At 65.3% G+C, this 14275-nt stretch carries 16 protein-coding genes and 1 pseudogene; 12 read left to right on the top strand and 5 right to left on the bottom strand.

Translation table 11 applies throughout. The features are described from left to right. The first annotated feature begins 635 nt into the window (after nt 1-635). A complete protein-coding gene (locus ACIRRA_RS44145; protein ID WP_402781526.1) occupies nt 636-1598 on the top strand; it encodes a lysophospholipid acyltransferase family protein in 963 nt (320 codons plus the stop codon). Nucleotides 1599-2030: 432 nt separating this feature from the next. Here the strand turns inward: ACIRRA_RS44145 and ACIRRA_RS44140 are convergent, their stop codons facing one another. The 3 genes from ACIRRA_RS44140 to ACIRRA_RS44130 all read right to left on the bottom strand — a co-directional run bounded on the left by ACIRRA_RS44140 (nt 2031) and on the right by ACIRRA_RS44130 (nt 3072). Then, nucleotides 2031-2300, bottom strand: coding sequence for a hypothetical protein (locus ACIRRA_RS44140; protein ID WP_402781523.1), 270 nt, complete (start codon nt 2298-2300; stop codon nt 2031-2033). 11 nt (nt 2301-2311) lie between these two features. Further along, entirely contained in the window at nt 2312-2551 is a 240-nt protein-coding gene (locus ACIRRA_RS44135) for a hypothetical protein (RefSeq protein ID WP_402781520.1), read from the bottom strand. A 266-nt stretch (nt 2552-2817) separates the two neighbouring features. Continuing rightward, nucleotides 2818-3072, bottom strand: coding sequence for an IPT/TIG domain-containing protein (locus tag ACIRRA_RS44130; RefSeq protein WP_402781517.1), 255 nt, complete (start codon nt 3070-3072; stop codon nt 2818-2820). Nucleotides 3073-3836: 764 nt separating this feature from the next. Between ACIRRA_RS44130 and ACIRRA_RS44125 the strand changes: the two genes are divergently transcribed. The 3 genes from ACIRRA_RS44125 (at nt 3837) to ACIRRA_RS44115 (ending at nt 5315) form a co-directional block, all read left to right on the top strand. Next, nucleotides 3837-4202 (top strand): hypothetical protein, encoded by a 366-nt coding sequence (locus ACIRRA_RS44125; RefSeq protein ID WP_402781514.1) that lies wholly within the window; start codon nt 3837-3839, stop codon nt 4200-4202. Between the two features lie 589 nt (nt 4203-4791). Beyond that, on the top strand, nt 4792-5022 hold the full coding sequence (locus ACIRRA_RS44120; protein WP_402781511.1) for a hypothetical protein: 231 nt from the start codon (nt 4792-4794) through the stop codon (nt 5020-5022). Nucleotides 5023-5201: 179 nt separating this feature from the next. Next, nucleotides 5202-5315: a helix-turn-helix domain-containing protein gene (locus ACIRRA_RS44115; protein WP_402781508.1), complete on the top strand. Its 114-nt coding sequence runs from the start codon at nt 5202-5204 to the stop codon at nt 5313-5315. Nucleotides 5316-5386: 71 nt separating this feature from the next. Here ACIRRA_RS44115 and ACIRRA_RS44110 read toward each other — a convergent pair. After that, nucleotides 5387-5545, bottom strand: a pseudogene (locus ACIRRA_RS44110) (Tn3 family transposase); the annotation flags it as partial. 60 nt (nt 5546-5605) lie between these two features. Here ACIRRA_RS44110 and ACIRRA_RS44105 point away from each other — a divergent pair. The 5 genes from ACIRRA_RS44105 (at nt 5606) to merB (ending at nt 10888) form a co-directional block, all read left to right on the top strand. Then, entirely contained in the window at nt 5606-7102 is a 1497-nt protein-coding gene (locus tag ACIRRA_RS44105; RefSeq protein WP_402781505.1) for a purine-cytosine permease family protein, read from the top strand. Between the two features lie 8 nt (nt 7103-7110). Beyond that, the gene (locus tag ACIRRA_RS44100) at nt 7111-8037 is read left to right on the top strand and encodes an acetamidase/formamidase family protein (protein ID WP_402781502.1); all 927 of its coding nucleotides are present in this window, start codon (nt 7111-7113) and stop codon (nt 8035-8037) included. A 358-nt stretch (nt 8038-8395) separates the two neighbouring features. Further along, nucleotides 8396-9019 carry a dihydrofolate reductase family protein gene (locus tag ACIRRA_RS44095; protein WP_402781499.1) on the top strand — a complete coding sequence of 208 codons (624 nt, stop codon included), beginning with the start codon at nt 8396-8398 and terminating at the stop codon, nt 9017-9019. A gap of 29 nt (nt 9020-9048) precedes the next feature. Further along, on the top strand, nt 9049-9852 hold the full coding sequence (locus ACIRRA_RS44090) for an alpha/beta fold hydrolase (protein WP_402781496.1): 804 nt from the start codon (nt 9049-9051) through the stop codon (nt 9850-9852). Between the two features lie 301 nt (nt 9853-10153). Next, nucleotides 10154-10888: an organomercurial lyase gene (gene merB, locus ACIRRA_RS44085; protein ID WP_402781493.1), complete on the top strand. Its 735-nt coding sequence runs from the start codon at nt 10154-10156 to the stop codon at nt 10886-10888. 112 nt (nt 10889-11000) lie between these two features. Here the strand turns inward: merB and ACIRRA_RS44080 are convergent, their stop codons facing one another. Beyond that, on the bottom strand, nt 11001-11897 hold the full coding sequence (locus ACIRRA_RS44080; protein WP_402781490.1) for a TIGR03619 family F420-dependent LLM class oxidoreductase: 897 nt from the start codon (nt 11895-11897) through the stop codon (nt 11001-11003). A 177-nt stretch (nt 11898-12074) separates the two neighbouring features. Between ACIRRA_RS44080 and ACIRRA_RS44075 the strand changes: the two genes are divergently transcribed. From ACIRRA_RS44075 to ACIRRA_RS44065, 3 genes are read left to right on the top strand one after another with little or no spacing between them, the layout of a single operon-like run. Next, nucleotides 12075-12443 carry a YciI family protein gene (locus ACIRRA_RS44075; protein ID WP_402781487.1) on the top strand — a complete coding sequence of 123 codons (369 nt, stop codon included), beginning with the start codon at nt 12075-12077 and terminating at the stop codon, nt 12441-12443. A 7-nt stretch (nt 12444-12450) separates the two neighbouring features. Beyond that, nucleotides 12451-12789, top strand: coding sequence for a YciI family protein (locus ACIRRA_RS44070; RefSeq protein ID WP_402781484.1), 339 nt, complete (start codon nt 12451-12453; stop codon nt 12787-12789). Then, a complete protein-coding gene (locus ACIRRA_RS44065) occupies nt 12786-14027 on the top strand; it encodes an RNA polymerase sigma factor (protein ID WP_402781481.1) in 1242 nt (413 codons plus the stop codon). The genes ACIRRA_RS44070 and ACIRRA_RS44065 overlap by 4 nt, the downstream gene beginning before the upstream one ends. Nucleotides 14028-14275 lie beyond the last annotated feature (248 nt).

Here is a 14275-nt window from a genome sequence, read left to right as displayed (position 1 = left end):
CGCTAGTCAGGTGGTCCCATCAGTGGCAAACAGGGTGGTCCCATGCCCCTGGCAAAAACCACTCCGAAGTGGTCCCTTCCCCGTGGCAGCCGACACCCCCCGCGACAGGCTCGCCGACTATGAGCATTTCTGGCTACCCGCTCACAGCCGCTGCGGTCCACGGGTGAGTCCCGATCCGGGGTTTCGTGCACGACCATCGGACACCGGCGTCACGGCCGAGTGAAGCGGAGGTAGTGCGTTGACGAGATGAACCGGGAGAGAATGTAACGGGCGTTGGTGGAGACGTTCAGTGTCGTGATTCGGTCGGGCGGAGTGAACACCATTGCTTGGCCTTCGCCCAGTAATGACGAACTACTCCACCTCGCGTAACCATCGCGTGAATCGGTGATGTCTGCTGGGTAAATCAGTGGCGGCACGGAGGCGAAAACCCCAGCAAATGTGAAGTTTCGCCACATCCGTCACGCAGTCCTGGCCCCCGGGGATCGGGTGGGGATATGTTCGGGTTTCCGTCAGCGCGTCAAGGACATGGGTTGTCGAGACGGGGCTTGAACAGCTTCGTTTCTTCGCGAGACGGTCACATCCGAAGGGGCGGGGGATCCCGTCGAGCGGAGGACCACCAATGAACAGCCCCGTTTCTGTGCTCCACACTCCACGATTGCAGTTTGCGAACAACGAATCGAACGGTGGTTCATCATGAGTGTCGGGAAATTCGGCGTCGCCGCGGTCGTAGCGGAACCCTCGGTGATCGGGTGCTAGGCCATCTCGCCGCGGGTGTGCGGGGGTCTGCCGGTTTCGCGCGTCGCCGCCTGACCGGGGATTACCAGCTCGACGAGTTCGGGCTCGATGAGCAGTTGCTGGAGTCGCTGATCCTGCCGGTGTTGCGGCCGCTGTCGCAGTTGTGGTTCCGGGTGCAGGTCAGCGGCATCGACAATCTCCCCGACACCGGGGGCGCTCTGGTCGTGGCCAACCACGCCGGGGTGGTGCCGTTGGACGGGCTGATGCTGCAGGTGGCCGTGCATGATCGCCATCCCGGGCATCGGGCACTGCGGCTGCTGGCCGCCGATCTGGTCTTCGAGTTGCCGATCGTGGCCGGGCTGGCACGCCGGGCCGGGCACACGCGGGCCTGCCCCGCCGGCGCCGAGGCGCTGTTGCGCACAGGCGAGCTGGCAGGAGTGTTCCCCGAGGGCTTCAAGGGCGTCGGCAAGCCCTACCGCGCGCGGTACAAGCTACAGCGGTTCGGGCGCGGCGGCTTCGCCTCGGTGGCGCTGAAGACCGGTGTGCCGCTCATTCCGTGCTCGATCGTCGGCTCGGAAGAGATCTATCCCAAACTTGGCGACCTAACCGGGCTGGCGCGGCTGCTCGGCCTGCCGTACTTCCCGGTGACACCGCTGTTCCCGCACCTGGGTGTGCTCGGCGCTGTCCCGCTGCCGACGAAGTGGCACATCGAGTTCGGTGAGCCCATCCCCACCGCCACCTACGGGCCCCAAGCCGCCGACGATCCGATGACCATGTTCGAGATCGCCGACCAGGTCCGCGAAACGATCCAGCACACCCTGTACAAGCGGCTCATCGAGCGCGGCAACCCGTTCACGGGCTAGCGATGTCCGGCCCGCACCGATGCCGGGTCCGGGGCCGGCCCGCGTGCCATCCGGCCCGCGCTGTGGAGCTGTGGCTGTAGCGGTGGGAGGTTTGTGTCGCGGCGTGGCGGGGGACCGGTGCACGGTCGCGCACCTACGATGATCAGCGGTGATCCGGCAATGGCCACGGCCATGGTCGGGTACCCGCTGTGGAGATACGTCACACCCGCCCGGTTCTGCCTTCCGTCCGCAGGCCGGGCGGGGCCACGTCCCGGGGGCGCACTCACGATCATCGTTGTCCGACATCGCGCAACGGCCGCGATCGTCGACCTGGACGAACCCTGAGCCTTGGTGCCACGGCTGGATCGCCAGGGCTGGTTCACGGGCAGTGAACCACGGCTATCCCGGCTTCAGCCGTGGCGAAAACTGTCGCTGCCAGGGTGAATTGATGGTTCAGCTCTTCACTTTGCTGGCGCAGCGGGACAACTGGTCGCGGACGATCGCCACGGTGAATCCGAGGAGAACCCACAAGACCGGGGTTCCCCACAGCACGACGCCCGGCGCCCACCACACCAGCCGGCCCCAGAAATCGCACGGCGGGATGTAGGCGGTACCTGTGTCGCATCCCTGCTCGGGACCGTCGGTCGCGAGGTATAGCGAGACGAGGAACGACAGCGTAGCCGCCGCGAGAAGCGTGGACAGCAACAACCATCTGAACCGCACAGCGAGCGACACTATCGGCGAGCGGGAACCGTTGCCACCGGATTTGCCCGCCGGGGATACCTCAACCCCAGCAGGCGTACAGCCAGGGCATCGATACCTTGACCGCCGTCGGCGGCATGTTCTTCCAAATCCTCGGCGCGATAGCCGAGTTCGAGCATGCCCTGATGTCGGTAGAGCACCGCCGAACGCGGCGCACGCCCGCGCCACACGTTTCTCGACACCCAGACTCGGCCCTCAACCTGCCGATTCATGTCCTGACACCGGAGGTGCCGCGGATCGATCGATTCTCAACACCAGCGGTGGACGTGGTGACCGGAACAGGAGAATCTCGGCGTAGATGCGGCCGCCGAGCGTCGCGGGCTGCGGGACAGTGCCGTCAGGAGAGCCCCTGACGGCACCGCACATGACAAGGTCAGCGAAGCCGGGGGAGGGGTGTTCGCTGACCTACGACAAGAGTAATGCCGGTCATATCGTGCCGGCGGAGTGGGTTACCTGCGGCCGCAGCGCGATTGGGCCGTCAGACATAGGTGAAGGGCAATGCGTTGCTGGTGCCGTCGAGCTCCACGGTGACGGTGACGTTCACCGTGCCCGTTCCCGTCGGGGAGATGGCCGTGATCTGGGTGTTGGAGTCGATGGTGAATGTCGTTGCCTTGGTACCGAACCGCACGGTCAAAGGACCGACATTGGCGAACCCGGAGCCGGCGATCACCACAGAGCTGAAAGTCGTCGCGGGGCCGGAAGAGGGTGTCAGGGAGGTGAGAACAGGCGCCATGGTCGGACTCCAATCCGAAATAGAATGAAAAGGATTGCCTTGCAACGGATGTCGATCTTGCTGCGGCAACCGCTACGTATCCAGTAAGCCTCCGGTGACGGTATTTCGGCAGCGGATCCACGGTTCGTACTCTTCCGGTTCTGCCCGGTTTCGACCCGGTGATACGCGGCGGCGGGGTCGTGACAACCCCACTCCATACCCAGCCGGTCCGCGAGGGCCCGCGTACCGCGACCTGCCGCGTACGCGTTCGGCCCACGATGTTTTCCGAACAGTGAGGCATGGGTACATCGGCGTGGTGGCAGTCCTGGTCGAGGTGGAGATACCTACGATGGTTAGCTGGTCACCCCCTGCTCCGGTGACCAGCTAACCCCGCCCGGTCGATCCCTCGGAGGCCGGGCGGGTCCATGACTGGGATCCGGTTGAGTGCCTGAGAGACAGGCGAAGACGGGGGTCAATCCGTACGCGTCGATTGTGGATTGGAGATCCTGCGTTTTCCGAACACGAACTCTGGTGCTGGATTCGCCGATATCTGTAAGGACTTCCTGACATATAGGGGTATGATTGTCAGGAAGTCCTTACAGCACGGGAGGGGTCATGGCACGACAGACCGAGGATGGACGGCACGAGGGCTACGTCGCGTTCGTGTTCGCGGACGGTGCGTCGGGCGCATCGTGGTCGGACGGGCTGATCGCCACCATAGCGGCAGATGGGACATCACTCGACTACGACGACTGGCAGCACCGCACCGACGGCGAGGTCGTCGCGTGGCGCGCGATCTGCTCGGACCTCGACTCGTCCAGCGGGAAGCAATGCTGGCGAGGCCCGATCTGGACCGGGTGGCCAGTGCGGCGGAGCAGGATCTCGCGCAGCGGCGCGTCTACTCGCCCGACAGCATGCTTGCCAGCGAGCTCGAGGACCTGATCATGGTCGATTGGGAGCAGCACATCGCGCCGACCCCGGGCACCTACGCGGTGGAACTGACCGCCACCGCCGCCGCGCAGGCGCAGGCCCGGCTCACCGAGGCCGTGCGTGAGGCACGCGCGCAGGGCGCGTCCTGGGACGCGATCGGCAAGGCCGCCGGCATGACCCGCCAATCCGCACATGAGCGGTGGTCCAAACTCAAGAACTGACGTCACGCTATAGCGAGCGTATCGTCCGGTTAGGGGTGACGGTATGCCCACGACCTGCCGTTGGTGCGGTGCCCGGCTGCCGAGCGATCGGGCCGGAGTCCGTCGCTACTGTCGGCCCGCGCACCGCCAAGCTGCCTCCGCCGATGACGAGGTCGAGCTGCCGCACCACGTCATGGGAAGAACGCTATGCGGGGGCTTCTCTATCAGAGCCGATAGCCGGTTGACCGATGCCCCCGGCAGGGGGTCCCGGTAGTAATCGCGGCCGTTGCCCGACATCGCGGTGTAGGACCGGATACTCCTGGGGATCTCGCCGAGGTGGGTTCCAGGCCAAACGACACTGTTTCTCATGTCGTGTGATTCGTTTCGGTGGGTCGAAATCGGCTGTAGCGCATGATGCCCGGCCATGGCCGATGAGTTGTCCAACGCCTTCGTCGTGATGCGCTGCTACGGAGTGGTTTTCACCTTCTCAGGGGCGAGTTCGGGCTGGTAGCACTCGGCTGGGCTGCCGAGGCCGGCCTGCTCTACTGTTGTCGAACTCGGGCCCGCCGAGTCCTCACAGCCCCTCGGGGTCCTCACAGCAAGGGAGCCCATGATCAAGATTGCCACCGCCGTTGTCTCCGGCCTGCTCACCCTCGGCGCCGCTGCCACCCTCGGAATCGGTGTCGCCCAGGCCAACCCCGGCGGTGACTACATCGGCAACTACGCCACCCAGGCCGCATGCGAGGCCGACGGCCAGGACCCCAGCACCGGCGGCACCCACTACGTCTGCGAGCAGCAGCCCGACGGCAGCTTCGACCTATACACCGGCATCCCTGCCTGAGCCAGCCCGGTAACTTCGCGAGCGGTCGACGGGACCACCGAAGAGCAACTGGTCGGCGTGCCGACGACTCGTCTCGAGCGTCGGCACGTCTCGGGGTCCCGGACTGGTGAAAATACAACGGATATGGGCGTAGCCGCAGGTAGTCGTTGAGGCGAGGCTACGGAGTCGCCTCGTTAGAGGTGCCGATAGATCGTGGGGCGGGTCTCGCCCAGATCGCTGAGACCTTCGGCGTCTCCCGTAAGACCGTCTACCGCCACCTCGAACGAGACGATCAACCAGGCAGAACGCCCTAATCACCCACCAAATCGATGCTCTACCAACGGCTTGAGTCATATCCGTTGTTTTTCGCGCGAGTCCGGAACCCCAGATACCGGCAGGCGTAGAGAGTACGGCGCATGGCACCGTACTCCTTCAACGCCGCCGCCAGAGCATTCTGCCGACCCGGCGCCGACAGCTTGCCCACCAGCAGCGACGCAGTAGCATGCCCGAACTTCAGCGACCCGGCCAAACGCAACAGATCGTCACCATCATCTCACCTATTTAATGTGCCGTTGATAAGCGGTACATTAAATAGGTGTTTGGAGTGAAGGTGAAGCCCGGTGGTGCATCGTCAGCTGTACAGGAAGGCGACCGCACCGAGCACCCGGCGTGGGAAGTAGAGAGCAGGGGACTCGAGTGGGTCGCCGACGATGAGCGTCGCGGCAGTCCACGGGGATTGTTTTGGCCATGGGCCGCTCCCAACATCAACGTGATCATCGTGACTTTCGGCATGTACGTGGCGGCGCTCGGTTTGGGCTGGCTGTCGGCGACCGTTGCTGCAGCGATCGGCGTGGTGTTGTCGTTCCTGCTGGTCGGCTTGGCATCCCTGGCCGGACAACAGGGCGGGGCCCCGACCATGGTCACCAGCCGCGCGGCGTTCGGATATCACGGCAACAAGGTTCCGGCTGTGCTCAGCTATCTGGCGTTGGTCGGGTGGGAGACCGTGGGAGCTGTCCTGTCCGCTCTGGCCGCGAAGACAGTGGCGCTGCGCCTGAACCCCGACGTGAACCCGACACCGATCATGGTTGTCACCTTTGTGACGGTGATCGTTGGCTCAACGGTGGTCGGCGCCTATGGCTTGCATGTGATCTTACGAGTGCAGAAATGGCTGACCTTGGTGTTCACCGCTCTCACCGGGGTGTATCTGGTGTTGACGCTGCCGCGGATCTCGTTCTCGGCGATAGGCCACTTCAGCTGGGGCGCTTTCGCCGGAAGTGTTGCATTCACCGCGACGCTGTTCGGTCTGGGTTGGGTCAACTGTGCTGCCGACTATTCGCGATATCTCCCGCGGGCGGCGAGCCGACGTGGGGTGGTTGGCTGGACCGCATTCGGCGGCAGCGCTCCGCCCGTCGTGTTGTTGATGTTCGGGATCCTACTGGCCGCGGGTGACCCGGCGGTCGCCGACGCGGCGGTCACCAACCCGGTCGGCGCACTCGCCGCGCATCTACCGACGTGGTTCCTCGTTCCCTACGTCACCTTCGCCGTCCTTTCATTCGTGTCCGCGTCGATCATGGACCTGTACTCCTCCGGGCTGGTTCTGCTGACGATGGGCATTCGGCTTCCTCGCCGGGCTGCGGTGTTGATCGATGCCGGCCTGGTGACAGTTGCGGGTGGCTACGTGGCGTTCGTGGCGCCCGGCTTCTTTGCCCCGTTTCAGGCATTCCTGACGGTCATCGGTGTGCCGATGGCCGCATGGACGGGGATCTTCCTGGTCGACCTTTGGCAGCGCCGCGGTCATGGCTACGACCGGGTTGCCCTGTACAGCTCGGCAGGTGCCTACGGTCGGATCAATGTGGTCGGCGTGGGCACCATGGTCGTGGCCACCGCCCTCGGGCTGGGTCTGGTGGTCTCGGAAGATCCGCATATCGGCCCCCTGCTGGGCTACCTATTCACCCCGGCTGCCCGCCATGGCAGTCTCGGCGCCAGCAACCTGGGCGTTTTCGTGGCGCTCGGGCTTGCCGCCCTCATTTACGCCATCGCACATCGGGTGACCGGCCCAGGCAGGGGCCGAATTCCAACGAGGAATCAGGACCGGCAGTAGACAACACCATGGCGAACACGTTCTTTCTCGAACCCGGCGACGAGACCCTGCACGGCTTCTTTTCCAGCGATCTACCTCCGGTGCTCACTGTCGACCCCGGCGATTCGGTGCGACTGCGAACACTCGACGCCTGGTGGTCCAGCGGTCCTTACATCAACGGCCCGATAGCCGAGCGGCCCAGAGTGCCACAGCATCGCGACGGTTATGGCCATGCTCTCATCGGTCCGATCGCGGTTCGCGGCGCGCGACCAGGGTTGGTCCTCAGCATCCACGTGGGATCGTTGGTTCCCGATTCCTGGGGCACCTCGGCGACACCCCAGAGTGAGCTCAACTCGCGATACGGCATCGCCGACCCCGGGGCTGTGCATGCCTGGCAACTGGACACCGCGACGATGACCGGGCGCAACCAACACGGGCATACTGTCGGGCTCCGCCCGTTTCTCGGGGTGATGGGCATGCCACCGCCCGAAGAAGGGCCGCATCCCACGTTCCCGCCCCGGTGGCACGGCGGAAACCTCGACTGTAAAGAACTTGTGGCGGGAAGCACGCTCTTCCTGCCTGTGTCGGTGGAAGGAGCCCTTCTCTCGGTCGGTGATGGTCACGCGGCACAAGGCGATGGAGAGATCAGCGGCACCGCGATCGAGTGCCCGATGACCCAGGTCGACCTCACCCTGGACCTACACCACGGCTGGAAACTCGACGGACCGGTGGCGCTCACACCGTCTGGATGGGTGACCTTGGGTCTGGGAGACACCCTGGACGAAGCAACCTTTCAGGCGCTCGATTCGATGTTCGCGCTGATTTGCCGACTGCACAGGATTTCTCGGCCGGACGCAATCCTACTGGCGAGTGTGGCAGTCGATATCCGAGTGACTCAGATCGTGAACGGCGTGGTCGGCGCCCACGCCATGCTTCCCTGGGGAGCGATTCGCTGACTTCGGCGCCAGATGTAGCGCCGCCACCAGCGTTCGCTGCGCTGCGATTCGGGACGTCGACAGTACTGCTGATACGAAAGTTGAGAAGGTCGACGAATCAGCCGTCAGCATGGCGAGCACACGCCGGTGACCACGGCGATGCGGGAACGCGCCAGAACGGCACTCAGGCCGGCACCACCAACACGGACGGCGAACATCACCCGCGACGTTGGTGGCGTCACGACACTCCTACGGTGGCTCCCACCACGACCAATAGTTATGTGGGTCACATTTCGATGCTGGGTCGATCCCGATGTCAAGAGTTCGCAAACCGGATTCGACTAGTACGCGAAAGACACCAACGCATCGAGGAGACGATGTGCCGAACGTGCGCACCGACATAACGATTTCGCTGGACGGCTTCATTTGTGGGCTCGCCGCACAGCAGCCGCCCTACCTTGACAAGGGGTTCTTCCGGATCACCGAATGGGTCGTCGAGCATCTCGTGTGGCGCGAACGCGCGGGTTTCGACGGCGGTCTGCAGGATGCCGACGACGCGCTGCTGGCGGAGATGTTCGAGCAGGCGGGCGCCTATGTGATGGGCCGGCGCATGTTCGACTCGGGCGAGGAGCCGTGGGGCGAGTCTCCGCCGTTCCGCGCACCGGTGTTCGTAGTGACCCATCGCGAGCGCGAGCCACTGGTTCGCAAGGGCGGCACTACCTTCCATTTCGTCACCGACGGCCTGAAGGCGGCGATCGAGCGTGCGAAGACCATGTGCGGTGATCAGCACGTGCACATCAGCGGCGGCGCCGCGATCGTGCAACAAGCGATCGCCCAGCGACTGGTGAACGAAATGCACGTGCACATCGCACCGGTCCTGCTCGGGCAGGGCACCCGGCTGTTCGACCAACTGCCCGACAGCATGGTGGAACTGGACCGGTTCCGCGTCGTCGATTCACCCGCCATCACCCACCTCGGCTTCCGATTCCCCACCGCCGGCTGACCTCTGACCGACCGAAAGGCAACGACTCCATGACCAACTCGGCTCTGACCACTCTCACCTCCTCCGACGGCAGCGCGATCGCCGTCGAAACGACAGGTACCGGCGCGCCGGTGATCCTGATCGGCGGCGCATTCAACGATCGCTCCACAGTCGCCGCGCTAGCCTCGATCCTGGCCCCGCGTCTGACCGCCGTCACATACGACCGTCGTGGCCGCGGGGGTAGTACCGACTTCAGCGGTGACTACGCCGTCGAGCGCGAAATAGACGATCTGGCAACGGTAATCGAACACGTGGGAGGCGCCGCGAGCGTGTTCGGTCATTCCTCCGGTGCCGCGCTGGCCCTGGAGGGCGTGCTGCGCGGGCTGCCCATCGACAAGGTAGCGGTGTACGAGATGCCTGCGGTCGTCGACGGCAATCGCCCGGAGCCCCCCGCCGACGTGTTCGACCGGCTGGTCGCCCACATCGCGGCCGGCGACCGCGACGCCGCCGCCGAGCTGTTCCTGACCGAGCAGGTCGGGGTACCGGCACCGATGGTCGCCGGGATGCGCAACTCACCGGCATGGGAATTCCTCCGTGCGCAGGCCCACAGCCTCCCGTACGACGTCGCGGTCTGCGGCTCCCGGCTGCGACTGCAAACCGACCGATACTCCACGATCAACATCCCGGCGCTGGTCGTCAACGGCGACCAGACCTGGCCGTGGATCCAGACTGGGGCCCAGGCTCTCGCCGCCGCGATCCCCACAGCACGCCGGGAAGTGCTGTCCGGTGAAGACCACGACATCCTCAACAAGCCCGCCCGACTCGAACCGTTGCTGACGGAATTCTTCAGCTGATGTTTCATTCTCTTTCGCAACCAGCTGATCGGCGCGCCGATTGCTTTGCTGTCTGTCTCGGGTGGCAGCGCGGTGTGTGGCTACTGCCAGGCACCATTGCGACTTTCGGAACCCGACGGCTGAGATCATCGCAGAGACAAACTGAACGGACATAGGTAGCGACCAGCGGGGATATTCATCGTCCGAACACCGATGAGTGTCCCCGCGGTGCTCCATACGCTGGAAGCACCTGGCGTGGCTGGAACTTGATCGGGCTGCTCATCCGAGCCGGCGTGCGGCTAGCGGTATGCCGTGCCGCATTGTGCTGGCAGCAACCCGACTGCAGAGAACAAGACAGATCGACTCGTACTGCAGCGTAAGGATATTCCCTGTGGACTCGGACATCGCAGAGGCCGTGCGTCTCGACATCTATCGCGCGTTGGCCGATACCGGCCACTTGCCCGATCTCAACGTGATCGCTTCCCGCCACCGCCTATCCCGAGACGACTTCTTCGGGGTGATCGAACAGCTCGGCGCGGAACGTCACTTCGGTCTGCGGGATGGACGCATCGTGCTGGCGCACCCGTTCGCGACTGAAAACTTCGGGTTCTCGGTCATGAGCCAGACCGCGCTGTGGTGGGGCGGGTGCTCATGGGACTCCTTCGCGATCGCGCATCTCGTCTCCGGTGCGGCTCCGATGTTGGTGGCGACCGTGTGTCCCGCGTGCGCGAAACCGCACGCCTGGCGGGTCGGCACCGACACAGCTCCCGAAGGAAACCAGGTCGCCCATTTCCTGGTACCGATGAAGCAGGTCTGGGATGACGTGCTGCACACGTGTGGCCATCAGCGCATCTTCTGCGATCGCGGGTGCCTGATACGCTGGCTCACCGACCATCGCGCATCCGAAGGCTACGCAATGTCGGTGCAGCAGCTGTGGCGACTGGCATCAGGGTGGTACACCGGGCGCCTCGACCCCGGATACGTGCGACGGCATCCGTCGCAGGCCGCCGAGTATTTCCGCTCGGTGGGCCTGACCGGACCATTCTGGGAGGCTTGAAGATCCGATTCGCCGCACCACCAGCCGACTGAACCATGAGATCGCCATCTCGGACACTTGGCTCAACGAGTGTCCGAGATGGTCTCGGTAGCGGGAACCCATCGGATCGGTTCTACGGTGTTGGCAGGTCAAGCTCGGTCGCGAGCGCTTCCAGCAGCTCGACCTGCTGGTCCGGGTTGACCGACAGGAGCTGGAGCGCGATATGCATTTCGTCGGCGCCGACGGCCGCGGCGCGGTCCAGCTCGCTCAGCACGGCGCTGGTGAAGGCGCTGGGCGAGAGTTGATGACGGGCCGGGATCACGTTCACCACGACGGTGCCGGTGCCGCCGGCCGCTCGGTACCAGCGTACGTGCGCACCGGTGGCGTCCCAGTCGACTGCGGTGGTGATGAAGCCGTCCCCGATGCGGGCTGTCCGTTCGATGGTGTGGCGGGTTATCGCGCCGATGAACACGGGGATGGTGCCTGCGCACGGTTTCGGGCCGACCATGGACGGCGGGATCCGGTAGCGCTCACCATCGAACTCGACGGGGTCGGGGGCCCAACATGCCCGCATCGCAGCGATGTGTTCGACGAATCCGGTGCCTCTGCGGCTGACCGGCACTCCCGCCGCGATGAACTCCTCGGGGATGTAGAACGGTGGCAGCCGCGTGCCGCCGCCTTGGCCGACGCCGACGTCCAGCCGCCCCCCGGACAGCCGGTCGAGCGTGGCCAGCCTGCGGGCCAGGATGACCGGTGGCTGGAAGATCGAGTTCAGGATGCCTGTGGTCACGCGGATCCGCTGGGTGTGCGCGGCCGCCCAGGTCAGCATCTCCAGTGAGTCCCAGGCGTGAGACTCGGGCAGGCCCGCGTCATTGTTCCAGTGCGGTCCGGTGGGGATCAGGAGTCGGTCGCTGGCGGAGACGGCGTGGAATCCGAGTCGTTCGGTCGCCTGGGCCACCGCGACGACGGCGTCGGGGGCGGCGTACGGGTCGAGGTACGGGAGGTTGACGCCGATGCGTGGCAGGTTCATTCCTAAACTCCAGTGATAGCAGTGGGTTCGGAACGCCCAGGTCACGCGTTCCTCGGGAGAGGGTCGGAGCGGGAGGGAGATTTTTGCGGTGCGGCATCGCAAGAATGCGCCACCGGCTCCGACTTGAAGGTGAACAGCACATCAGGAGATGCTGTCCGACCATCGAAGGGAGACGACATGAAGTTCTTGTTGATCATGCACAGCAACCCACAGATCTGGGATGCGCTGACCGAGGAGGAGCGCAACGAGGTGATGCGCGGCCACGGCGCGTTCATGGAGACAGTCACGAAGTCCGGGGAGATGATCAGCACCACCGCGCTGGCCGACCCGTCGCAGAGCGCCGTGGTCAGGGTCCGAGGCGGCGTCCCGGCGGTAACGGACGGGCCCTACCTCGAAGCCAAGGAGTACCTCGGCGGCTACTACCTGGTCGAATGCGACAGCCGGGAACGTGCCCTGGAGCTGGCCGCGCTCATCCCGGACGCCAGCGTCGAGGGCCTCGGCATCGAGCTGCGGCCGGTGGTCTTCGCGGGTACGGCCGACAGCTGAGCACGCGGTGAAGTTCCTTCTGAATCTCTATCTGAGCGCCGAGGCCTTCCCGGGGGAAGGGTTCGACAATGAACAGTTCCTGGCCGCGGCCGGGCGGGCAGGGGAACTGATCAGCGGTCACGTGTTCGCTGATCCGTCCATCAGCGCCGTGGTCCGGGTTCGGGACGGCGCGGTGACGGTGACCGACGGTCCGTATCTGCAGACGCCGGATCATGTCGCCGGCCAGTACTTGGTCGACTGCGAAAGCCGCGAGCACGCTCTGGAACTGGCCGCCCTGATATCGAGCGATCGGATCGGCGGCGTGGAGGTGCGACCGTTGATGGACTCGGCCGGGATGGAGATGTGAGCACGTCCGAACGGCTCGAGGACCTGCTGCGCGAACTGGCGCCGCAGGTCCTCGGCGTGCTCCTGCGTCGCTACGGCGGGTTCGAGGAGTGCGAGGACGCAGTCCAGGAGGCGTTGCTCGCCGCGGCGACGCAGTGGCCCGCCGAGGGCATCCCGGAAAACCCGCGGTCCTGGCTGGTCACAGTCGCCGCCCGCCGCCTGGTCGATCAGGTACGCAGCGAGCAGGCACGCCGCCGCCGGGAGGTCACCGCGGCGGTACGGGAGACGCCGGACACCAACCTGCCGCCGCCCGGCGAGGAAACCTTCGGCGATCAGGACGACGGGCTCGCGCTGCTGTTCCTGTGCTGCCATCCGGCGCTGACGCCCGCCTCTCAGGTTGCACTCACGCTACGTGCCGTCGGTGGACTCACCACCGCCGAGGTGGCGCGGGCCTTCCTCGTGCCGGAGGCCACCATGGCGCCGCGGATCAGCCGTGCCAAGCAGCGGATAAGGGCCGCCGGAGCGTCGTTTGCGATGCCGAGCGCCCAGGAATGGGCCGAACGGCTGGATGCTGTCCTGCACGTGCTCTACCTGATCTTCAACGAGGGCTACACCGCCAGTTCCGGACCCGACCTGCGCCGCGGCGAGCTCACCACAGAGGCGATCCGGCTCACCCGCATGCTGCACCGGTCCCTGCCGAACGACGGTGAAGTCGCCGGGCTGCTGGCGCTGATGCTGTTGACCGACGCCCGCCGTTCGGCCCGCACCGGCCCCGACGGTGCGCTCATACCGCTGGCCGAGCAGGACCGGAATCGGTGGGACGCCGCCCTGATCGAAGAGGGCAGCGCGCTGGTCACCGACGCTATGTCCGCTTCCTCCCTCGGCCCCTACCAGCTTCAAGCGGCGACCGCCGCGCTGCACGTCCAGGCACCGCGGGCCGAGGACACCGACTGGGAACAGATCTGCATCCTGTACGGAATTCTCTGCCGGATCGCGCCGAACCCGATGGTCACGCTCAATTACGCCGTCGCGGTCGCTATGACCCGCGGCCCCCGGGCCGGACTCGAACTGCTGGAAACACTGGACAGCGACTCCCGGATCGCCCGCCACCACCGCCTCTACGCCGTTCGCGCCCACCTCCAGGAGCTGGCCGGAGAGTATGCCGCCGCTCGAGCAAACTACCGGCTGGCGGCCCGGCGCACCACGAGTCTCCCCGAACAGCGCTACCTGCGGGACAGGGCAGGCAAGCTGGACCGATAGCTGCCAGCAAGCAAAGACCGTTGGACGACCGCCCACGTCCCATCGCGCTCACAGCCCGGGCTGACGAGCCTGGCACCAGTCAGTGTCCTGGCGGTTTGGAAGTTCTCTTCCGCCGACCAGCGGCGGGCCAACCTTTCACTCTGTTAGGAGTTCTAAGAACTCCTAACAAAGTGAGAGGTTGACCAGTCGACGCCAGCAGATGATGCCGCAGGCCAGGCTGAGGAATGCTTCGTGGATGTCGTCGCGGA

This window comes from Nocardia sp. NPDC101769, assembly GCF_044766925.1.
GTDB lineage: Bacteria > Actinomycetota > Actinomycetes > Mycobacteriales > Mycobacteriaceae > Nocardia.
The sequence above is the reverse complement of the archived record's forward strand: the minus strand, read 5'-3'. Positions and strand labels throughout refer to the sequence as shown.